At 39.5% G+C, this 19,881-nt stretch carries 23 protein-coding genes; 12 read left to right on the forward strand and 11 right to left on the reverse strand.

The genetic code is table 11. From position 1 onward, the window contains the following. Positions 1-34 precede the first annotated feature (34 nt). The 5 genes from AC04Q1_RS22655 to AC04Q1_RS22675 all read left to right on the forward strand — a co-directional run bounded on the left by AC04Q1_RS22655 (position 35) and on the right by AC04Q1_RS22675 (position 2,881). Complete coding sequence (locus tag AC04Q1_RS22655; RefSeq protein WP_478366825.1) at positions 35-370, forward strand: tRNA-binding protein; 336 nt, start codon at positions 35-37, stop codon at positions 368-370. Positions 371-664: 294 nt separating this feature from the next. Further along, positions 665-1,135, forward strand: a complete 471-nt coding sequence (locus AC04Q1_RS22660) for a nucleoside deaminase (protein ID WP_478366826.1) — start codon at positions 665-667, stop codon at positions 1,133-1,135. A gap of 283 nt (positions 1,136-1,418) precedes the next feature. Next, positions 1,419-2,027, forward strand: coding sequence for a superoxide dismutase (locus AC04Q1_RS22665; RefSeq protein ID WP_316844792.1), 609 nt, complete (start codon positions 1,419-1,421; stop codon positions 2,025-2,027). A gap of 97 nt (positions 2,028-2,124) precedes the next feature. Next, positions 2,125-2,586, forward strand: coding sequence for a hypothetical protein (locus tag AC04Q1_RS22670; RefSeq protein WP_478366827.1), 462 nt, complete (start codon positions 2,125-2,127; stop codon positions 2,584-2,586). Positions 2,587-2,641: 55 nt separating this feature from the next. After that, on the forward strand, positions 2,642-2,881 hold the full coding sequence (locus tag AC04Q1_RS22675) for a hypothetical protein (RefSeq protein ID WP_478366828.1): 240 nt from the start codon (positions 2,642-2,644) through the stop codon (positions 2,879-2,881). 181 nt (positions 2,882-3,062) lie between these two features. Here AC04Q1_RS22675 and AC04Q1_RS22680 read toward each other — a convergent pair whose 3' ends face one another. Then, positions 3,063-3,995, reverse strand: coding sequence for a LysR substrate-binding domain-containing protein (locus AC04Q1_RS22680; protein ID WP_478366829.1), 933 nt, complete (start codon positions 3,993-3,995; stop codon positions 3,063-3,065). An 86-nt stretch (positions 3,996-4,081) separates the two neighbouring features. After that, positions 4,082-5,008 carry a GDP-L-fucose synthase gene (fcl, locus tag AC04Q1_RS22685; protein WP_478366830.1) on the reverse strand — a complete coding sequence of 309 codons (927 nt, stop codon included), beginning with the start codon at positions 5,006-5,008 and terminating at the stop codon, positions 4,082-4,084. A gap of 113 nt (positions 5,009-5,121) precedes the next feature. Between fcl and trmB the strand changes: the two genes are divergently transcribed. The 5 genes from trmB to AC04Q1_RS22710 are packed head-to-tail and all read left to right on the forward strand — an operon-like array spanning position 5,122 to position 7,596. Beyond that, on the forward strand, positions 5,122-5,772 hold the full coding sequence (trmB, locus tag AC04Q1_RS22690; protein WP_478366831.1) for a tRNA (guanosine(46)-N7)-methyltransferase TrmB: 651 nt from the start codon (positions 5,122-5,124) through the stop codon (positions 5,770-5,772). Then, complete coding sequence (locus AC04Q1_RS22695; protein WP_478366832.1) at positions 5,772-6,107, forward strand: MGMT family protein; 336 nt, start codon at positions 5,772-5,774, stop codon at positions 6,105-6,107. The genes trmB and AC04Q1_RS22695 overlap by 1 nt, the downstream gene beginning before the upstream one ends. A gap of 57 nt (positions 6,108-6,164) precedes the next feature. Further along, positions 6,165-6,518, forward strand: a complete 354-nt coding sequence (locus AC04Q1_RS22700; RefSeq protein WP_478366833.1) for a carboxymuconolactone decarboxylase family protein — start codon at positions 6,165-6,167, stop codon at positions 6,516-6,518. 58 nt (positions 6,519-6,576) lie between these two features. Next, positions 6,577-6,951: a four helix bundle protein gene (locus tag AC04Q1_RS22705; protein WP_478366834.1), complete on the forward strand. Its 375-nt coding sequence runs from the start codon at positions 6,577-6,579 to the stop codon at positions 6,949-6,951. A gap of 54 nt (positions 6,952-7,005) precedes the next feature. Next, the gene (locus AC04Q1_RS22710) at positions 7,006-7,596 is read left to right on the forward strand and encodes a DNA-3-methyladenine glycosylase I (protein WP_478366835.1); all 591 of its coding nucleotides are present in this window, start codon (positions 7,006-7,008) and stop codon (positions 7,594-7,596) included. A gap of 45 nt (positions 7,597-7,641) precedes the next feature. Here the strand turns inward: AC04Q1_RS22710 and AC04Q1_RS22715 are convergent, their stop codons facing one another. Both AC04Q1_RS22715 and AC04Q1_RS22720 read right to left on the reverse strand, forming a co-directional pair. Continuing rightward, positions 7,642-8,322 carry a hypothetical protein gene (locus AC04Q1_RS22715; protein ID WP_478366836.1) on the reverse strand — a complete coding sequence of 227 codons (681 nt, stop codon included), beginning with the start codon at positions 8,320-8,322 and terminating at the stop codon, positions 7,642-7,644. A 48-nt stretch (positions 8,323-8,370) separates the two neighbouring features. After that, on the reverse strand, positions 8,371-9,141 hold the full coding sequence (locus AC04Q1_RS22720) for a hypothetical protein (protein WP_478366837.1): 771 nt from the start codon (positions 9,139-9,141) through the stop codon (positions 8,371-8,373). A 158-nt stretch (positions 9,142-9,299) separates the two neighbouring features. Here AC04Q1_RS22720 and polA point away from each other — a divergent pair, with 158 nt between their 5' ends. Beyond that, complete coding sequence (polA, locus tag AC04Q1_RS22725) at positions 9,300-12,107, forward strand: DNA polymerase I (RefSeq protein ID WP_478366838.1); 2,808 nt, start codon at positions 9,300-9,302, stop codon at positions 12,105-12,107. A 117-nt stretch (positions 12,108-12,224) separates the two neighbouring features. Next, positions 12,225-12,560: a hypothetical protein gene (locus tag AC04Q1_RS22730; RefSeq protein ID WP_478366839.1), complete on the forward strand. Its 336-nt coding sequence runs from the start codon at positions 12,225-12,227 to the stop codon at positions 12,558-12,560. Between the two features lie 186 nt (positions 12,561-12,746). Here the strand turns inward: AC04Q1_RS22730 and AC04Q1_RS22735 are convergent, their stop codons facing one another. The 7 genes from AC04Q1_RS22735 to AC04Q1_RS22765 all read right to left on the reverse strand — a co-directional run bounded on the left by AC04Q1_RS22735 (position 12,747) and on the right by AC04Q1_RS22765 (position 19,796). Beyond that, complete coding sequence (locus AC04Q1_RS22735; RefSeq protein ID WP_478366840.1) at positions 12,747-13,424, reverse strand: metal-dependent hydrolase; 678 nt, start codon at positions 13,422-13,424, stop codon at positions 12,747-12,749. A 90-nt stretch (positions 13,425-13,514) separates the two neighbouring features. Next, positions 13,515-13,820 carry a YbaB/EbfC family nucleoid-associated protein gene (locus AC04Q1_RS22740; RefSeq protein ID WP_478366841.1) on the reverse strand — a complete coding sequence of 102 codons (306 nt, stop codon included), beginning with the start codon at positions 13,818-13,820 and terminating at the stop codon, positions 13,515-13,517. A gap of 25 nt (positions 13,821-13,845) precedes the next feature. Continuing rightward, positions 13,846-14,829 carry a hypothetical protein gene (locus AC04Q1_RS22745; protein ID WP_478366842.1) on the reverse strand — a complete coding sequence of 328 codons (984 nt, stop codon included), beginning with the start codon at positions 14,827-14,829 and terminating at the stop codon, positions 13,846-13,848. 5 nt (positions 14,830-14,834) lie between these two features. Further along, entirely contained in the window at positions 14,835-16,067 is a 1,233-nt protein-coding gene (locus AC04Q1_RS22750) for a serine hydrolase domain-containing protein (RefSeq protein ID WP_478366843.1), read from the reverse strand. 68 nt (positions 16,068-16,135) lie between these two features. After that, positions 16,136-16,687 (reverse strand): cupin domain-containing protein, encoded by a 552-nt coding sequence (locus AC04Q1_RS22755; RefSeq protein WP_478366844.1) that lies wholly within the window; start codon positions 16,685-16,687, stop codon positions 16,136-16,138. Between the two features lie 73 nt (positions 16,688-16,760). Further along, on the reverse strand, positions 16,761-17,921 hold the full coding sequence (locus tag AC04Q1_RS22760) for a DUF418 domain-containing protein (protein ID WP_478366845.1): 1,161 nt from the start codon (positions 17,919-17,921) through the stop codon (positions 16,761-16,763). Between the two features lie 96 nt (positions 17,922-18,017). After that, on the reverse strand, positions 18,018-19,796 hold the full coding sequence (locus AC04Q1_RS22765) for a DUF885 domain-containing protein (RefSeq protein WP_478366846.1): 1,779 nt from the start codon (positions 19,794-19,796) through the stop codon (positions 18,018-18,020). Positions 19,797-19,881 lie beyond the last annotated feature (85 nt).

The following is a 19,881-nucleotide window of genomic DNA, read 5'->3' on the forward strand; positions in this document are numbered from 1 at the left end:
CATTTATATTTGCCAGATAAATAAAAATTAAGCAATGGAACAGATTACCTGGGATGATTTTGAAAAGGTAGAATTGAGAGTGGGTACCATTTTAGAGGCTTTTGCATTTCCGGAAGCCCGCAGACCGGCCTATAAAGTAAAGGTAGATTTTGGTGAATTCGGCATTAAAATGAGCAGTGCACAGATTACCAAACACTATACATTGGACGAATTACCCGGAAAACAGATTGTTGGGGTGATCAACTTTCCGAAAAAACAGATCGGCAAGTTCATGTCTGAATTTTTAGTTACCGGTTTTGCCGATGAGAATGGCGATATCGTGTTAACTACTGTTCAAGGTAAAGTTCCTAACGGGAGCAAGTTGGTTTAATTACACATGCCCCTCCCTTTCCAGTAGATTTAAACGATAAAAAAAGCAGATCTGCGGGAAAAAACAAGAAATATAGGTCATGTCGTGTTAACCCCGGGTCTCCCTAAAATAGCCCTGATTGCAGTAAAAAGCCCGCAAACGAGGTACGAGTGCGGACTTGAAACGGAAAGCAGGACTGAAGTAACCGACCAGCACTATCATTGCGCTCCAAAACTTATCATTTAATCTAAACTTCGGAAGTTGCCTTAGGCTTTACATTATTAAACTTTGGAAGTGTTACCCTATATTTGCTCCATGAGTTTTTACAATTTCGAAAATACTGACCCTGAGGAAGAAGATATACATTATATGAAATTGGCTTTGGAAGAAGCAAAAAAAGCTTTAAATGAAGATGAAATTCCCATTGGGGCAATAGTGGTAAGTAAAAACAGGATTATAGGTCGTGGTTATAATTTAACTGAACGCTTTAACGATGTTACAGCGCACGCCGAAATACAGGCCTTTACTTCGGCCGCACAAACTATCGGCGGGAAATATTTAAGAGATTGCACCTTATATGTCACCATCGAACCTTGCGTAATGTGTGCAGGAGCAAGCTATTGGACACAGATTGGCAGGATTGTTTACGGTGCCCGTGAAGAAAAAAGAGGTTTTATTTCCAAAAATGCAAATCTGTTACATCCGAAAACAATATTAAAAGGTGGTGTAATGGCAGAGGAGTGTGCAACATTGATGAAGGATTTTTTTGCAGGAAAGAGACAGTAGCCCATTGTTGATCGTTTATTAGCTGATGGTTTATAGATATTTTGACAATCAAGCCAAAGTAATAAACCAAGAACCTTAAAAAACCACCAAGCCATTGACGACTAGCTCTTTCACCCCAAACCCTTTCAGCATTCAAACCAACAAACCTTACAACTTTTAGCCCTTCCAACTTTACAACAGCAGAACAGAAAACGATTTGATGATAATAACATGAACAAATCTTAACGTTCTAATGTTATATTTGCTACAAGAAACATTTTTAAATCTTTAAACATAAAACATTATGGCTTTTGAATTACCTGCGTTACACTACGCAACCGATGCATTAGAACCGCATATTGATAAAACTACCATGGAAATCCACCATGATAAACACCATCAAGCTTACGTTACCAACCTAAACAAAGCGTTAGAAGGTAAACCAGAGGCGACTTCGAGCATCGAGGAAATTGTAAAACACATTTCAAAATTCCCGCCTGCTGTTAGAAACAACGGTGGTGGTCATTATAACCACTCTTTATTCTGGAACATTTTAGGCCCGAATAAAGGTGGCGAACCAACTGGCGATTTAGCCAAAGCAATTAACGAAACTTTTGGTTCGTTTGCTGATCTTAAAACTAAATTACAAGAAGCTGGCGCAACCCGTTTTGGTTCAGGTTGGGCATGGTTATCAGTTGGTGCGGATAAAAAACTTCAGGTTTCTTCTACGCCAAACCAGGATAATCCTTTAATGGATATTGCTGAGGTAAAAGGTACGCCAATTTTAGGTATCGATGTTTGGGAGCATGCATATTACTTAAAATACCAGAACAAACGCCCTGATTATTTAGCGGCAATTTGGAATGTGGTAAACTGGGATGCAGTTGCTGAGCTTTACAAAAAAGCTTTGTAAGCGAACAATCCGATAAAATTTTTGAAAGTCCCGGTGCAAATCGGGACTTTCTTGTTTTAAGATAATTAAGTAACTTCGCAGATATAAAATGTTCAACATGAAAAGGCTTGTAATTTTACTTTTAATCATTGTGGGTGTAAATGGATTGGTGCGTGCACAACAAAATAAAGTACCCACCCCTTCCGAAATTGCACAAAAGAATGTAGATGATCTTGATAAAAGGTTAAAACTAAATGGCACGCAAAAAAGTGTGATTTACAGTTTCACATTTAACCAGGCAAAAGAGCAGGCTGATTTAATTAAAAGACAGCAAGCGGGCAACTCACGTGAGGAGGATGTAGACAAATTCTATAAATTACAGAATGAAACCTCAAAGAATATCCGTAACGTATTAAGACCTGAACAACAAACAGAATACGATAAAGTGATAGAAGAACGTTTGAGTGGCAAAGGTTTAAAAGCAAAAAACAAGAAAAAGAAAAAAGGCGAGGAAGAAGAGGTGGAGAGCGATATTAAAGGATTGTTATCTGCACCACCAGTAGAAAAACAAAACCAATAATCTGCCGTTTTTTTACTTGCAAACACAGTTTTGTAACCCTTTAAACTAACAACAAATGCCAGAAATAATCTTAGGGTCTATTGTGCTCGGATTGTTATTATCGCCACAGTTACTCGCAGGCTTTTTGGCAAAACGAACAGGCCGGAACTTTTGGTTCTGGTTTTTCATTTCCTTTTTAATTCCTATTATTTCACTGATTATCCTGATCTTTTTAGAAGATAAAAATCCCGTTGCACAAAGTTATCGATTAGCTGATCACGTGGATAAGGATAAGGGATTAGCTGCTGAGGTTTAATAAACCTCTCTTATTGAAGCAGACATTGACTAAAGGCCGTTACCCTGATCCGATAGTTATCGGATTTATTTCAGGATTTTTATAGCAAGAAAGATGCTGCAACAAGTCCAGCCTGACGAATCGCGGAATAAAACTTGTGAAGTTTCCCTTTGCACAGTCCCCTTCAAACTACGCAAGAAGGTTAAATTCCAACAATATCCTTTTTCTTTTTTTGCTTCATTGCTTTCGGAATGATTTCCAGGATCTCATCCTTCAAGGCATTCAGCATCCGCTTTTTAATAAAGTTTTTATGCGTTACCAGGCTGATTTCGCGCACGGGTTCGGGAGATTTAAAGTGGCGGATCTTGCTCGTTTGTTTTGCATTTAATTCTGCAATGGCCAGTTCGGGAAGCAATGTTGCACCCCCATTTAAATCGACCATCCTCACCAGGGTTTCTACGCTACCGGTATTATATTCCAAACCTTGTAACCTGTTATTTTTGGTAGAACGGCAAATGTTCAACACCTGGTTTCGCATACAATGGCCTTCGTTTAAAAGCCAGATGTTTTCATCGTTCAGATCTTCTGCATCAACAGCCTTCTTTTTATACAGCCTGCTATTTTTACTGATATAACTTACAAAATTTTCGTAGTACAAAGGTGTTTCCGTAATGTTGGGATCAGTTAATGGAGTAGCTAAAATACCACAATCCAACACACCGGTTTTTAAGTGATGGATAATATCCTCGGTGGTATATTCCCAAATCAGAAGCTTTAATTCAGGGTATTTTTCCAGCATGGCCGAGATGACTTCAGGCAATAAATAAGGGGCAACAGTTGGAATAACACCAATTCTTAATTCCCCCAAAACATCCTGCTGCTGACTGCTGATCAGTTCCTTAATTTTTCCGCTTTCCTGTAAGATAATACGGGCCTGTGCAATAATCTGTGCGCCAATTTCGGTCGGACTTACAGGCTGCTTACTCCTGTCGAAAATTTTAACGCTGATCAATTCTTCCAGTTTTTGCACCTGCATACTCAAGGTAGGCTGGGTTACAAAACACTTATCGGCAGCAGTTACAAAACTTCTATAAGTATCTACGGCAACAATATATTCAAGCTGAACTAAAGTCATATAGGTAAAATTGATTTATATTTTCAAATATATAAATTCTAGCTATAAGAAATTAGTGAATGAGAGAATTAGTTCTCTCATTAAATCTAATATCTGCTTTCAAAATCCTGATAGGCCAGGGCAATGCCTTCGGGCAATTCAATTTTATGTTTCCAGCCTAAATCGTGGAGTTTACTTACATCCATCAATTTACGTGGTGTTCCGTCAGGTTTGCTGGCATCAAAAACCAATTCGCCATCGAATCCCAATACATCCTTGATTAACAATGCTAAGTCTTTAATGGTTAAATCGTGCCCGGTACCCACATTGATCAAATGTGGTTCGTTATAATTTTGCATCAGGAAATAACAGGCGTCGGCTAAATCGTCTGCAAATAAAAATTCGCGCATTGGCGATCCCGATCCCCAAACCAAAATCTCTTTTTCATTGTTCATTTTAGCTTCGTGCACCTTGCGGATTAAAGCAGGTAAAACATGGGAGTTTTGCGGGTGATAGTTATCGTTAAAACCATATAAATTGGTTGGCATTACCGAAATAAAGTTACAACCATACTGATCGCGGTAAGCATCGCACATTTTAATGCCGGCAATTTTGGCTATGGCATAAGGCTCATTGGTATGCTCTAAGGCTCCGGTTAAAAGATATTCTTCTTTTAAGGGCTGCGGTGCCATTTTTGGATAGATGCAGCTTGAACCTAAAAACATCAGTTTTTTGACACCGGTTACATAAGCATTGTGGATCACATTGTTCTGTATGGCCAAATTCTCGTAAAGGAAATCGGCACGGTAGGTATTATTGGCTACAATCCCGCCAACTTTGGCAGCAGCAAGAAATACATAATCAGGTTTTTCTTCAGCAAAAAAATCTGAAACAGCCTGTTGGCTGCGCAAATCCAGCTCACTTGATGTTCTGGTCATGATATTTTCATAACCTTCTTTTTGCAGTTTACGGTAAATGGCCGAACCCACCATACCACGATGGCCTGCAACATATATCTTAGCGTTTTTTTCCACGGTATCTTTTATAGGTTACAAAAATACGATTCCTAAGCAAGAATGAGATTAATCTTTATGGCAAAAGAAACATCGGTTATTGATTTAATTGTATTTTTGCAGAAAAAAGACTTTTGGGTAAAGATAAACTTAGGCGTTTTGCAGAAATCGAAACATTTGCAAACGTATATCAATTAGAAGAAGGAAAAGCCTTAAAGGGAAACTGGGCTTCAGCGCATTTTAAAAATGCCAATCCTGTTGTGTTGGAACTGGCATGCGGTAAAGGCGAATATTCGGTCAATCTGGCCAGATTATTCCCTGAAAAGAATTTTATCGGCATTGATTATAAAGGCAACCGCATCTGGCGCGGGGCCAAAACCGCTATCGAAGATGGGATCAACAATGTTGCTTTCTTAAGGATCCAGATTGAAAACCTGCTGGATTATTTTAATGAAGGAGAGATAGATGAAATCTGGATTACTTTTCCGGATCCACAACCACAAGATAGCCGTGAGAAAAAACGTTTAACTTTTCCTGCATTTTTGAACCGCTATAAACTTGTTTTAAAACCCGGTGGTAAGGTTAACCTGAAAACAGATAATGATCAATTGTATGCCTACACCTGCGAAAAGGTTGAAGAGCTGGGATTGCCTGTACATAAAATTACAGATCATCTGTATACTTCTGATCTGGCCGACGACGTTTTATCGATCAAGACCTATTACGAGAAAAAATACTTATTACACGATAAAAATATTAACTATATTCAATTTTCATTTGAATAATGGACACCAATTTTTACGAACAGGTTTATGAGATTGCCCGGTTAATCCCAAAAGGAAGGGTAACCTCCTATGGGGCTATTGCCAAAAGTTTGGGTGCAGCAAAATCATCGCGTATGGTTGGTCATGCCATGCTTTATGCCGGCACCGCACATCCCAAAGTACCTGCTCACCGTGTGGTAAACAGCAGTGGCCTCCTTACCGGAAAATTTCATTTTAAGCCACCTGAGTTAATGGAAGAACTGTTAAAACAGGAAGGCGTTGAAGTTAAAAATGATAAGGTACTAAATTTTAAAAAGGTATTCTGGAATCCTCTGGAAGAGATCAACCTGGATTAAGTTGATCAACATTAACGCCATTCTCTCATCCAAAAATCATTCACTCAATAAGTAAATATGGGAAAGTTAGTAGAAGAATTTAATGGCTATCGTGAAAAAATGAACGATAGGATCATGGAAACAGCGAACACGAATATTAAACGGTTTTTCGCACTCGATACCACTTCCTATGCAGACGGAGCCCTGAACGTGAAAACGAAAGAGATGCTGGGCCTGGTGGCCTCCATGGTTTTACGCTGCGACGACTGCATTAAATACCACTTGGGTAAATGTTTTGATGCAGGCGTAAACAGCGATGAAATGAACGAAATTTTCATGATCGCTAACCTCGTTGGTGGTAGTATCGTAATTCCGCACTATAGGAGAGCAGTTGAGTATTGGGATGAATTGAGTTCGGAGTTGGGCGTTTAGAGTTTGGAGTGCCACTCAACCAGGTTAGAAAATTCGTCGAATGTTTTTATATTTAGTTATGGGAACAATAAAGGATTTACTGGCTTATCAAAAAGGCTTTAAGCTTTCAATGGATATATTCCATATCTCAAAAAGATTCCCGTCGGAAGAAAAATATAGCCTAACAGATCAGATTAGAAGATGCTCGAGAAGCGTTTGTGCAAACTTGGCTGAAGCATATAGAAAGCGGAAGTATCCAAATCACTTTGTAAGTAAGCTTTCTGATGCGGACACCGAAAATGGAGAAACCCAAACCTGGCTAGAATTCGCTTTCGCATGTAATTATGTCACTGAAGATGAATTTAACATACTAAATGATCAAGCCGAAGAGGTTGCAAAATTATTAGTGTACATGATGAATAACCCGGAGAAGTTCTTAATCAAATCGCCTTAATATGTTAACTTGAAAGCTTTAAAGCCCCCAGTCCTAAACTCCAAACTTAGCCATATGCCAACTCAAAACTCTCAACCCCAAACTCCCAACTCACTTACACGTTGCACCTGGGCCGGTACCGATCCACTCTATATCAAATACCACGATGAAGAATGGGGAAAGCCTGTTTACGATGATAAAATCTTATTCGAGTTTTTAATACTGGAAGGTGCTCAGGCTGGTTTAAGCTGGATAACCATTCTCCGCAGGCGCGAAAATTACCGCAAAGCCTTTGCCGGTTTTGACGTGAAAAAAGTAGCTGCTTTTACTGAAAAAGATGTAGAAAGATTAATGAACGATGAAGGCATTATACGGAACCGTTTAAAAATTAACGGGGCGATTACCAATGCCAAACTATTTATCGAAATCCAAAAGGAATTTGGCAGTTTCTCTAAATACATGTGGAATTTTGTTCCAGATGGCAAGCCTATTTTAGGTCACATCGAAAAAATGGGGGATGTTCCACCACGGACTGAACTCTCCGACCGCATCAGTAAAGACATGAAAAAACGTGGCTTTAAGTTTTTCGGCACCACCATCTGCTACGCACACATGCAGGCGACCGGAATGGTTAACGATCACCTGTTAAACTGCTGTGCGAGATAGTTTTTCACCAAACGATCCTGCAATTCTTTAATCCTCCTAATCCTGTTACTTTTTAGTCGCGTTATATTCTTTTACCCATTCCGTCACATCACGCGTATTAAATTCTGCACCAGCCTCTATTTTGGCTTTTAATAATGGTTGATCGCCCATTTTCTGCAACAGGATATTTTTAACCTCCAATTTTTTAGCATCGTCGGTAATCGCTTTCATTGGCACTTCCTGTAAAGGGCCCGCGCCGGGTTTCTCGATAAAGTAACGAACAACCGGTGCCCCTGCTGGTCGCTCAGGTGCAGAATTACGGCCACCTCCGATGCTGATGCCGCCACCCATACCCATGCCTCCATAGCCGCCGGTTCCGGTACCGATACCTATTGATGGCCTGAATTTCACCTTTTTTTCTTTTACCGCTGGTACCAAAGTACCTCCCCCAAATGAATACAGGTTAACCGTTCCCATTTCGATTATTTTTACAAAACGGTATTCGAAATTACGGCCGTTTGCAAAACCCTTACTTACAAAACTATCACCGTTCCAGAAAAAGTTTTTGACATCCTTAGCCGATAAAATCACATCCGCTTCATCATTGGCGCTGATAAAAACCGAAAAATAATCAGTGCCTTTTATGGTTCCGCGAATCACATCATCATTGTTTTTAACGATAAAATCCTGGGCCGAAAGCTGATTTACGGTAAATAAAAAAAGATAGATAGAAAACAGAAATTTCATATAATCAGATTGCTTTTCACAAATAACGGAACTAAATTTCAATTCGTACTAATTCAGGTTAATTTTGATATTGCCTGTTTCTATTGCCGGATGTTCTTTCTGGAAGTTGTTAAACGATTCTTTCATTTTATTTAATGCATAAGCTTTCGCATTGCTAATGTTTTTGCCCAGGGCATAAAATTTATTGATGATGTAGATTTTAAAAAGATATTCTTTTAGCTCTGCCGAAGCCTGTGTATCAATCATCACTTTTGCTAAATTTTCGCGGTCAACAAAATTAACCAGGCCAGCATGCGAAGCGATATAGTTGGCAACTTTGTTTAAGCTGTCTTGCTGGTTGCCAAAGGCATCTTTTGCTGTATTGATATCATCAATGGCTTTTAATTGCGGGGCAATTTCCCTGGCTAAAACTTCTTTGTTAAGAGCGGTGAGTCCATTAGGCACAAAGAACTCCGCATCTAATTTATAGGGATCAACAAAGAGGAATATCGTATCCTTTAAAGCAGGATTTATTAAAGTATATCGGTCTACTATCCCGGCAGCCGAATGTTCACTTTTTCTTTTGGTAAAATCAACCCTTGATCCATCTGGCCAGCGGTAAGAATTTTCAAGTTTAGCCATCCTCATGCTTAAATAACTTCTATCGGCTAAGTTTTTAAAGGCACCCGTGCCTATTGGCCGGTTGATAGATGCACCATACCCGTCATCAGGTCCTTTCAGGTTTTCAAAAGTGACGTAGGTCATGAGGGTATCAGATGGGAGTTGAGCCTTGGTTAAGCAGGCAATTAAGCAAAAAAATAAGGTATAGCAGGTTTTCATAAAAGCGTTTTTATTCAGATGATGCTTAAAATAAGAGATTTCAATAAATAATTTATTTTTTTTGTTGAAAAAGCATTTTAGTGATATGAGTAACTTTGGTTACTTTTATCACTCGATAAATCTATTTGTCGGTGTAATCTTTAAACCGGTGTAATCACATGAATAAAAAACTCTTTCTCCTCGACGGTATGGCGCTAATGTACAGGGCGCATTTTGCATTAAGTAAGAACCCCCGTTTTACCTCAACAGGCATCAATACATCAGCAGTTATGGGCTTTACCAATACTTTGCTTGATGTTTTGAAGAAAGAAAAACCAACGCATATTGCCGTTGTTTTCGACACTGAAGCACCTACCGAAAGGCATACTACGTTCGAGGCCTACAAGGCTCAACGCCAGGCCATGCCCGAAGACCTTGCTGCCGCAATGCCCTATGTGATTAAACTGATTACCGGATTTAATATTCCAGTAATCACTTCTGATGGTTACGAAGCCGATGATATTATTGGTACACTGGCAAAAAAAGCAGAAGCCAAAGGTTATCAGGTGTATTGTATGACGCCCGATAAGGATTTTGCGCAACTGGTTTCCGAAAATATTTTCATTTATAAACCAGCCCGTATGGGTAACGATATGGAAATATTAGGTGTAAAGGAAGTATTGGCCAAATGGGAAATCGAAAATGTATTACAGGTAATCGACATTTTGGGTTTATGGGGCGATGCGGTTGATAATATCCCCGGCATTCCGGGCATTGGCGAAAAAACTGCCAAAGCACTGATCAAACAATATGGTTCTATGGAGAAAATTATCGAAAACTCACATGAATTGAAGGGCAAGCAGCGCGAAAATGTCGAAAACTTTGCAGAACAAGGTTTGCTTTCCAAAAAACTCGCTACCATTTTATTGGATGTGCCGGTTGAGCTGGATGAAGCAAGCTTAGAACTTTGCGATCCAAGCCGCGATTTATTGGAGCCTTTATTTACAGAATTGGAATTCAGAACCTTAGGCCGCAGGGTATTTGGCGATGAATTTTCGGTTACCACAGCGCGCTTTCAGGAAGGTACCCAAACCGATTTATTTGGCAACCAGACTGGTGAAGCCATTCAATATACGAATACGCTTGAAGAAGAACCTGCAGAAAAACTTCCTGCCAAAACCATCGAAAATACAGCACACGATTATCAATTGGTTGATACTGCTGAGCAACGTGCTGATTTGATCAAATTATTGCTTGCCGAAAAACAAATCTCGTTCGATACCGAAACTACAGGTACTGATGCAAACATGGCCGATTTAGTGGGTTTGTCTTTCTCCATCAAACCTGGAACCGGTTATTATATTCCCGTTCCGGCAGAAAGAGAAGAAGCCCAACTTATCGTTGATGAATTTAGGGTGGTATTGGAAAATGAAGATATCGAAAAAATTGGTCAGAATACCAAATACGACATTTTAGTATTGAAATGGTATGGCATTCAGGTAAAGGGAAAACTTTTCGATACCATGCTTGCCCACTATCTGATCGATCCGGATACCCGCCACGGTATGGACGTGCTTTCAGAGAACTATCTTGGTTACTCACCCATCTCCATTACCAAACTAATTGGTGCCAAAGGCAAAAACCAGGGTACCATGCGCGATGTTCCGGTGATCGATGTGGTAGATTATGCCGCCGAAGATGCCGACGTGACCTTGCAGCTGGCACACATCTTCGAACCAAAATTAAAAGAACTTAATGCTGCCAAACTGGCTGAGGAAATAGAGAATCCTTTGGTTTATGTATTGGCCGATATAGAAAAAGAAGGTGTTCGCATTGATATTGAAACCTTAAAAGCCTATTCTAAAGAGTTGGAAACCGAAATTATCAAGTTCGAGCAGAATGTTTATGATAAAGCAGGGATCAAATTCAACCTGGCCTCACCAAAACAGTTGGGCGAGGTGTTATTCGATAAACTTCAGCTCGACCCTAAAGCGAAAAAGACTAAAACTGGTCAATATCAAACCGGAGAAGATGTTTTAACAGCCTTAGCCAGTAAAAGTGATATTGTACAGGATATTTTAGATTTCCGCCAGTTACAGAAGCTTAAATCAACTTATGTTGATGCATTGCCCTTAATGGTTAACCCGAAAACAGGCAGGGTGCATACCTCTTATAACCAGGCCGTTGCCGCCACGGGCAGATTAAGTTCCAACAATCCGAACTTGCAGAATATTCCGATACGCAGCGAAAGGGGCAGAGAAGTGCGTAAAGCCTTTATTGCGAGGGATGAAAACCACATCCTGTTATCGGCCGATTATTCTCAGATCGAACTGCGCATTATTGCCGAAATCAGCAAGGAAGAGAATATGCTTGATGCTTTTAGCAAGGGGATTGATATCCATACCGCTACAGCGGCTAAGGTATATGACATCAGCATCGAAGAGGTAGATGGAACACAACGCAGAAATGCTAAGGCGGTAAATTTTGGTATTATCTATGGGCAATCAGCTTTTGGTTTATCTCAAAACTTAGGTATTCCACGTAAGGAAGCCGCAGAAATTATTGAGCAGTATTTTACGCAATATCCCGGTATTAAACGCTACATGAGCGATACCATGAACTTTGCGCGCGAAAATGGTTTTGTAGAAACGATTATGGGCAGAAGACGCTATTTAAGAGACATTAATTCGGCGAACCAAACAGTTCGTGGTTTTGCAGAACGAAATGCCATCAACGCACCGATACAGGGCTCTGCAGCGGATATGATCAAGATTGCCATGATCAATATCCACAAAGAGATGAAAGCACAAAATTTACAATCAACCATGACCATGCAGGTACATGATGAGTTGGTTTTTGATGTGGTGCGATCAGAAAAAGAAGTGATGAAGGCAATTATTCAGGATAAAATGGCCAATGCCATTAAGTTAACCGTACCTATCGTGGTAGAAATTGGTGAGGGAGACAACTGGCTGGCAGCACATTAAGATGAAATCGCTCTCCTGATTAGTATCATTATTTTTTTTATTATCTTCATTAAAACTTCATCCCGATTAACCAATTTTATATCAATAAATAAACGAGTAAAACAAAAATTAAAGATTATGAAAAAGTTATTGAGTTTAATCGCAATCGCAGCATTTGGTTTAACCACAGCATTCGCTCAAACACCAGCTACAGCTACTAAAGCTAAAACTGTTGCAAAAAAAGAAGTAAAAACAACTACCGCACCTGTTAAAGCAGGCGTAAAACAAGAGGCTAAAAAAGTAGAAACTAAAACAACTACTACAGCTGCCAAAGTAAAAGCAGATGGTACGCCTGATATGCGTTTTAAAGAAAATAAAGCCAAAGCGGTAACTAAAGTTACTGGCCCAACTAAAAAAGATGGTACAGCAGATATGCGTTATAAAGCAAATAAAGAAGCTGCTAAAAAGAATTAGGTTCAGGTTTATAATTTGAAGGGTCTTCGATGAAATCGGAGGCCCTTTTTTGTTTTTTACGCTACATGGATTACTCCTAAGCCTGCACTTCGCAAAAAAAACCGTCATCTCGACCGGAACGCAGTGGAGAGATCATCCCGGGATGGATTCTCCATTCCGTTGCACTTCAGTCGAAATGACGATTAGCTATAAACTTATCGTCTCACCTATCTCTGGCAATAACAACGTTTTCTTTTCGCGCTCAAATTTATCAACGGCCACCTTGGTATCAATTTCAATAACAGGAAAGGTATTATAATGCACGCCGATCACTTTATCACAATCAAAATATTTTGTGGCAATTAGTGCATCATCAACATCCATAGTGTAATTTCCACCGATAGGTAAAATAGCATAATCTAAATTATAAATATCAGCCAGAACCTTCATTTCAATGGTTAAACCGGTATCGCCGGCAAAATAAATTTGTTTGCCATCTAACTCCAGCACGAAACCAGCAGGATTTCCGCCATAACTTCCATCAGGTAACCCGGAAGAATGCGTAGCGGGTACCATGCGCACAGTTCCCCAGTCGAAGGTAAATTTGCCAAAGTTCATTCCGTGTACTTTCTCTATCCCTTGTTTCGCAGCCCAATCAGTGATTTCAGGCATGGCAATAACTGTAGCCTGAGTTTGCTGAGCTAATGCGACTAAATCTGCAACATGGTCGCCATGACCATGGCTAACCAATATATAATCGGCTTCAATGGATTTAATATCTACATTTTTAGCTAGTGGATTGTGTGATATAAAAGGATCGAACAATAATTTTTTTCCAGCGGCTTCTAACAGGAAACAGGATTGGCCATAATACGTGTATTTCATAATTTTAGTATCGGGATTTGAGTATAAATAGTATCAAGTAGCGAGTAGTATCAAGTAGCGAGATTCCAGTATCAAGATGGATTTAAGATGCTATTGCCCAAACATACCACCCAGGCCACCCAGCATATCCTGCGCCGAAGCTTGCATTTCAGCAGCGCTTACCTGTTCGGCACTCGCCATGGCTTTATTGATAGCGGTTAACAACAACTCTTCCAGCTCCTCTTTATCGGCATTTTTCAAGAATTCCTCATCGATAGAAATTCCGGTAATGGCCTTATTTGCTGTTGCGGTGATTTTTATTGCACCGTTTTCTACCTCACCGTATACTGATATGGTATCAAGGCGTTTTTTGATTTCTTCGGCCTTTTGTTGTGCCGCTAATAATTTGTCGAACATAATAGATGTGTTTTATTTATAATAACTAAATTCTGCCCAAAATCGTATTTGCTTCATCAATAAAACGGTCAATTCTCTTTGTACCTATAAAATTTTTAAGGATCAGGGTGATTGTTTTCCTTTTTGCAGGCACCTCGATCTCGGCCCTAACTTCGGTACCAGAGTAAATAAGATTTGTTGTTTTACGGATAATCTGGAAACGGATCAGAGCATCGAAAGGATATTCTTTCACCACCCGACCGGCAAATGTAGACCGGATTATTTTCCGCTGGCCCTTGTCAAAACGGATGTTGGATGTTGCTGCAAAAAGGAGGGCCAAACCAATAACCGCAGGAAAATAGGTGAGGAGTATTTTTTGAATAGATCCTTCATTTGTTAAAAAACCTGGATTAAGCAAAATGGCAATGGTAACGCCGATCAAAATCAGTCCAAACACTAAACTGCCGGTCTTGTTATCGCGCAACAGGTATACGCCACCCTCTTCTTTAAAAAACTGAAAGTCGTAAATGGTCTGTTTAGGAATAACAGGCGCATTGGCAAATACCAGTTCATCAATTTTTGGCAATACTTCCTGTTGAAATTGAATAAGATTCGCATTGGTAGCCTTATTGTAACCCGACGAAACAATTAAGCCTTTTCCGTGCCTGTTGCTCTTTTTAAACAACCGGTAATTATAACCGCTTCCAAGTATCTCGTAGGGCTGAACCGAGGCAATATCATCAAAGGGGATCGAGCCTATAGGCAAAAAACCAATCCTTTTATATAATTGCCGACTATTACCATCAAAAACGACTTTGGTCTCGGCAATAAAAATCAGAAGTAAGGGAATTAATAACAAAAAGCCATAATACGCGAAGGTAAAACCTGCTGAATAACCTTGAAGCGATCTGGATAGAAAAAAAATAAACCCGGCGATGAGTACAAAAAAAATAAGGCCAACTATCCTTAAATTTCTTTTAGGATAGATGGTTAAGATACCTGGTTCAATAATCCATTTAGTTTTTGCCATAAAAATTAATCTTCGTCCGAGCCTGGCAAACTTCCGTTGCCATGGTAAGCACCTTTGCGGATAATTGGCATATCGAAATGTTTGTACAAGTCGTCGAGATGCATTAAACTTCCGTTGGTGAGGTTGCCTAAAAACACAATAACAATGTTTTTGTTTAAATCTCTAACATAAATGTGTCGGAAACCATGCCACCAGCCAGTATGGTAAACCACTTTGTCCATTTTTTCTCCATCAAACATTCTCCAGCCATAACCATAGTTAAAATGACCATTTATAGGCTTATTGTGACCAGTATAGGCAGAATCGAGGCTTTTTTTACTTAATAACCTACCGTTTTTCAAATATTTATCAAACAGTACCAAATCGTGCACCGTACTATAAATGCCTTTATCACCTACTGGCCCATCTAGAAAATTCTGTGCAACTGAATATCTAAAACTATTGCGGTCATGACCAACCACATCAACCGGGATTTTTTCGTATTCAGTTGTGCTGTATACGTGCGTATGTTTTAATCCGGCTGGTTTAAACACATGTTCCATCATATATTGCGAATAACGCTGTCCGGTTACTTTTTCTATAATGGCACCCAAAACCATAAAGTTTGAATTATTATAATGAAAACGGTTATCAGGTTTGGTATATGGATTTGGTTTGCGTTCGGCAATCACATCCATTACTTCCTGATTGGTTACACCTTTTTTCATGTTCCGTTTTTCCTTGCGCCAGATATCGTCGATAAAGTAAACATAGTTCATCATGCCACTTCGGTGAGAAAGCAATAACTTTACAGTGATGCCATCGTATGGGAAATTTGGATAAAACTTTTTTACGTTATCGTTTAATGAAAGTTTTCCCGCTTCTACCAATTGCATAATCGCAGTTCCGGTGAACGTTTTGGTAATCGAGGCCAGCTCAAATTCTGAGTTGATGGTTAAACTATCACGGTGCAGGTAATCAGCCCAGCCAACTGCTTTCTCGTAAAGGATCTTACCATCTTTGGCCACGAGCATATTTCCGTTGAAATTGAATTTCCTGTGCAGGTTATCAACAAAATCCGCAATCCATTTATCCCCCTTTTGGGGATTATAAACCAGTAAGAGGCTATCGGCTTTATCGTCTTCCTTGGTACGGATTTTTTTTTCAGCCGCCTTTTTTTCCTCAGATTTTTTGCTGGTACATGCAGTTAGTAAAGTTACGGAGAGGGCTAATGCCGAACATATATATCGAAAATTCATTAATATCGGGGATAGTGTATTTAAAACCCGAAAATTAAAGAATTTTAGACGGTTAAAACGAAAGAGTTTTACACATTTTCGCAATTTTGATTGTACCAACACTCAAATAAATGCCCTTTACTCCCATAAACCGGATCGCTGTCTGGATTTTTCACTTTAGCAATGTCTTCATCCACTCCTGGCCGCTCTTCAGCTTTACCATATTTCATATTATATTCGGCACCATTTGGATAAGCGCCAACTACCGTAAAGTCATCACTTGAGTTTAATTTTTTATGTGCCACCCCGGCGGGGATAATGATTACATCACCCTTATCCAGCTCAATGCAAACCCCATGATCGCCACCAAACTGTACGTCTGCCTTACCACAAAAAACGCCCATCACTTCATGTGTATTACTATGGTAATGATGATAATCGAAAATACCATCTACCCAGGCATTGGTGTATCCATTCTGCGCGAAAACCTTTTTGATCACCTCTTCCGTATCGTCTGGATGCAATCTGAAAGTACCCTTATAGATCATTAACGGCAAATTGGAGTTATTCGGAAAATTACCGTTTTCTTCTATTTTGTGCGCAACCAAATAAGCTTCTTGTATCAGTTTTTCTTTGTCCATGATTGAGGTGTTTTAATAGTTAACAAAGTAATCGGAAAAGGGTTTAGATTTTAATTTATGGTCTTAAGCTGTCTCATTTTCTCAGCGGCAGTTTCTTCCCATAACTTAATTGGCGCCAGATCCATTCTACCGGTCCATAATTATACCTGGAAAGCCACCATTTACTAAAAAAGACCTGCAACGTATAAATAACAATGGCAAGGATTAAATAAAAGCCGATTGGTTTAGAGGTAAAGATACCAAAACCAAAGCCGGAAAAAATAAGCAGACCGATCAAGTTTTGCACCATATAATTGGTAAGGGTCATTTTCCCCATAATGGCCAAACTGCCAAAAAAAGTTTTGCACTTGCCCGAAATATACAGCCAGCAAATGGCACTGGAAATAAACAACATGGTACTTAAAATTAACCAATAACGGATGTTATAATACTCCTTAATATTCCATTTTAATTTTTCAATGATCGGGAAATAGGCAGATAGCAATAACGTAACGCCTAAGGAAATCCAGAATACTTTTTTTACCCATTTTATTTTGGTGGGCAAGGCATCAAAGAAATTGATTTTGTATAAGCTAAACCCCCATAAGAAACAGCAGAACATGACCACATGTACCGTATACAGATAAGGTTTACTAATCATCTGGGCAACATAGGTACCTTTTAATCCGAAGTAGAGCACATCTAACAAGTTGTGGCTCTTATATAGGTAAAATAGTTTTACTATGTCTTCACGGCCAGAATCATCCAACGAATTGACGAAGGAGCTTAATGCCGGGATAAGCAACAGTAATACCAAACTGATAATAAAAGTAGTTTTGGCCGAACTTCGGTAGAAGAACAATAACAACAACCCTAAAATGGCATAATCTTTTAAAATATCGCCAAAAAACACCGCACTGTTAATTAAAGCAAGCATTAATAACCAGAACATGCGGCCCATAAAAAAAGTATAAGGATTCTTTCCTTTATTGCTAATGTTGTTCATTAGCACAGCAAAACCATAACCAAAGAGCATACTCAGCATGGTCCACGATTTGGCTGCGAAAACCGTTCTGGAGATATACATTAAGCCGTTGGTTAAATGATCGGGTTTAAAAAGAACAGGATCTTTGTCCAACACAAAAAAATCATAGTAGTTCATCAAAACAACGCCCAAAAGTGCCCAACCTCTAAGTATATCAACAATGATGGTCCGCTGATTGAGTTGAATGGGTTGACTTGACAGGTTATTCATACGGTATTGATTAATTAGAAGATACAATAAATGTTTTTTAAGCCCAGGAGCATAATGGATAAAAAAGAGGATACCTTTTCGGATATCCCCACAATTTTACTTCTGGCTTTCTGCCCAGGTATTCATTTTAGTTTCGAAAACCGATAAAGGTAAAGAGCCATCTTTTAAAACTTCCGTATGAAAAGCAGCCAGTTTAAATTTAGGACCTAATTCCTTTTCATACCTGGTCCTTAATTCCCTTATTTTCATAGCGCCCGTTTTATAACCCAAAGCCTGTGCAGGGATGCCCATATAACGTTCAATTTCTGCTGTTGCGCCTTCAGTGCTGATGGCTTCATTATCCGTCATGTATTTTATGGCTTCTTCTCTGCTCATGTTTTTGGTATGGATGGCTACATCTACAACCAAACGAATAGCCCTGTGCATTTCATCGCCCAAGGCGCCCATGTGTTGATAAGGATCCTGATATAAGCCCAACTCTTTGCCCAGTGATTCACAATATAATGCCCAACCCTCAACATAAGCATTATGCCCACCAAAACGGCGGAAGTTAGGGAGTGATTTATTTTCCTGTGTTAAAGAAATCTGATAATGGTGCCCGGGGATGGCTTCGTGAAGGAAGAGTGATTCCATTCCAGAAGTGATGTTAAATGTTTTGGCATCTAAAATCGGTACATAAAAAATTCCGGGACGCGATCCGTCTGCCGAGCCCTGATTATACTCTGCACTGGCAGATGCTGCCCTAAAAGCTTCTGTTTGGCGGATTTCGAAAGGTGTTTTGGGCTCAACATCAAACATCTTTTTCAGATTGGGTTTCATCCGCTGGTGGATGTGCTCAAAAGCAGCTAAAACTTCTTCAGGTGTTTTATAAGGCATAAATTTTTTATCCGTTTTCATGTACTCGAAAAAAGCTTTCAAATCGCCCTTAAAACCAACCAGGTTTTTGATGCTGTCCATCTGCCCTTTAATCCGCGCAACCTCTTTTAAGCCTGTTTGATAAATTTCCTCAGGTGTTTTATTGGTGGTAGTTTGTTGTTTAACCAGATAGGTATACCAGGCCAAACCACCTGGCATGGCCGAGTAACCAGAGGTAGTTCTGCTTTTTGGTAAATATTCGTTCTGCAGGTAATCGCCCAGTTTTTTATAGGTAGGGATAATCACATTGGTGATGGAGTTGCGGTAGGCTGCTGTTAGCTTTTGTTTATCAGCTTCAGAAAAACTGGCAGGTAATAATTTAATTGGGCCATAGAATAAACTTTCTTCAGGTTTAGCCACAACCATGCTTTGCATCTGAGGAATCATTTTTACCACCAATGCTTTGGGCAGTACAATACCGGCAGCCGCACCTTTTTTGAAATTGCCGATGGCCGTATCCGCCCATACCGAAAATGCATCAATACGCTTTAACCAGTCTTCGTAATTTTTAACGGTTTTGAAAGGCTGGATCCCCGTTCCAGAGCCAAACTGTCCAATGGTTAAAGGCAAAGCGAACATCTGGTTAAAGGGTAGGTATTCTGAATGGTATTTTAAGCCCTCAATATTGATCTCCAGTTGATCCTTCAGATAATCGAAAGATAATTTGTCGTTTGCATCCAGGCTTGCCCGATCGTATTTGCCCAAACTATCCAAATAACGCTGGTTAAAGCTTTTATATTCTTTAATATAAGCCTGCGATCCATCATTAGCCAAAAGATCATTATAACGCTCGTCGCCGATATAAGTGGCGCTAATTGGGTTTAATTTTAGTCCGTCCTGATAGTACTGTTCGCACATGGACGCAAAAGCTTTACTTTCGGTACTGTTATCCGAGCTGCTTTTTTGCTTACAGGCGATTAGGACAGTAATGCAGGCTGCAAAAAGAAATATCTTTTTCATGTATTTTGGTTTAAGGTGTTAACCAAAAATAGTAAATTAAGTGGCCATTTAAGAAAAGCCTTAAACGCAAAAAAGCCACCCAACT

It is taken from the genome of Pedobacter humicola, assembly GCF_056490705.1.

What these genes read in the sequence shown, in the direction of transcription:
- AC04Q1_RS22655 (WP_478366825.1), top strand. Translation starts at nt 35, where the DNA reads ATGGAACAGATTACCTGGGATGATTTTGAAAAGGTAGAATTGAGAGTG.
- AC04Q1_RS22660 (WP_478366826.1), top strand. Translation starts at nt 665, where the DNA reads ATGAGTTTTTACAATTTCGAAAATACTGACCCTGAGGAAGAAGATATA.
- AC04Q1_RS22665 (WP_316844792.1), top strand. Translation starts at nt 1,419, where the DNA reads ATGGCTTTTGAATTACCTGCGTTACACTACGCAACCGATGCATTAGAA.
- AC04Q1_RS22670 (WP_478366827.1), top strand. Translation starts at nt 2,125, where the DNA reads ATGAAAAGGCTTGTAATTTTACTTTTAATCATTGTGGGTGTAAATGGA.
- AC04Q1_RS22675 (WP_478366828.1), top strand. Translation starts at nt 2,642, where the DNA reads ATGCCAGAAATAATCTTAGGGTCTATTGTGCTCGGATTGTTATTATCG.
- AC04Q1_RS22680 (WP_478366829.1), bottom strand. Translation starts at nt 3,995, where the DNA reads ATGACTTTAGTTCAGCTTGAATATATTGTTGCCGTAGATACTTATAGA.
- AC04Q1_RS22695 (WP_478366832.1), top strand. Translation starts at nt 5,772, where the DNA reads ATGGACACCAATTTTTACGAACAGGTTTATGAGATTGCCCGGTTAATC.
- AC04Q1_RS22700 (WP_478366833.1), top strand. Translation starts at nt 6,165, where the DNA reads ATGGGAAAGTTAGTAGAAGAATTTAATGGCTATCGTGAAAAAATGAAC.
- AC04Q1_RS22705 (WP_478366834.1), top strand. Translation starts at nt 6,577, where the DNA reads ATGGGAACAATAAAGGATTTACTGGCTTATCAAAAAGGCTTTAAGCTT.
- AC04Q1_RS22710 (WP_478366835.1), top strand. Translation starts at nt 7,006, where the DNA reads ATGCCAACTCAAAACTCTCAACCCCAAACTCCCAACTCACTTACACGT.
- AC04Q1_RS22715 (WP_478366836.1), bottom strand. Translation starts at nt 8,322, where the DNA reads ATGAAATTTCTGTTTTCTATCTATCTTTTTTTATTTACCGTAAATCAG.
- AC04Q1_RS22720 (WP_478366837.1), bottom strand. Translation starts at nt 9,141, where the DNA reads ATGAAAACCTGCTATACCTTATTTTTTTGCTTAATTGCCTGCTTAACC.
- polA (WP_478366838.1), top strand. Translation starts at nt 9,300, where the DNA reads ATGAATAAAAAACTCTTTCTCCTCGACGGTATGGCGCTAATGTACAGG.
- AC04Q1_RS22730 (WP_478366839.1), top strand. Translation starts at nt 12,225, where the DNA reads ATGAAAAAGTTATTGAGTTTAATCGCAATCGCAGCATTTGGTTTAACC.
- AC04Q1_RS22735 (WP_478366840.1), bottom strand. Translation starts at nt 13,424, where the DNA reads ATGAAATACACGTATTATGGCCAATCCTGTTTCCTGTTAGAAGCCGCT.
- AC04Q1_RS22740 (WP_478366841.1), bottom strand. Translation starts at nt 13,820, where the DNA reads ATGTTCGACAAATTATTAGCGGCACAACAAAAGGCCGAAGAAATCAAA.
- AC04Q1_RS22745 (WP_478366842.1), bottom strand. Translation starts at nt 14,829, where the DNA reads ATGGCAAAAACTAAATGGATTATTGAACCAGGTATCTTAACCATCTAT.
- AC04Q1_RS22750 (WP_478366843.1), bottom strand. Translation starts at nt 16,067, where the DNA reads ATGAATTTTCGATATATATGTTCGGCATTAGCCCTCTCCGTAACTTTA.
- AC04Q1_RS22755 (WP_478366844.1), bottom strand. Translation starts at nt 16,687, where the DNA reads ATGGACAAAGAAAAACTGATACAAGAAGCTTATTTGGTTGCGCACAAA.
- AC04Q1_RS22760 (WP_478366845.1), bottom strand. Translation starts at nt 17,921, where the DNA reads ATGAATAACCTGTCAAGTCAACCCATTCAACTCAATCAGCGGACCATC.
- AC04Q1_RS22765 (WP_478366846.1), bottom strand. Translation starts at nt 19,796, where the DNA reads ATGAAAAAGATATTTCTTTTTGCAGCCTGCATTACTGTCCTAATCGCC.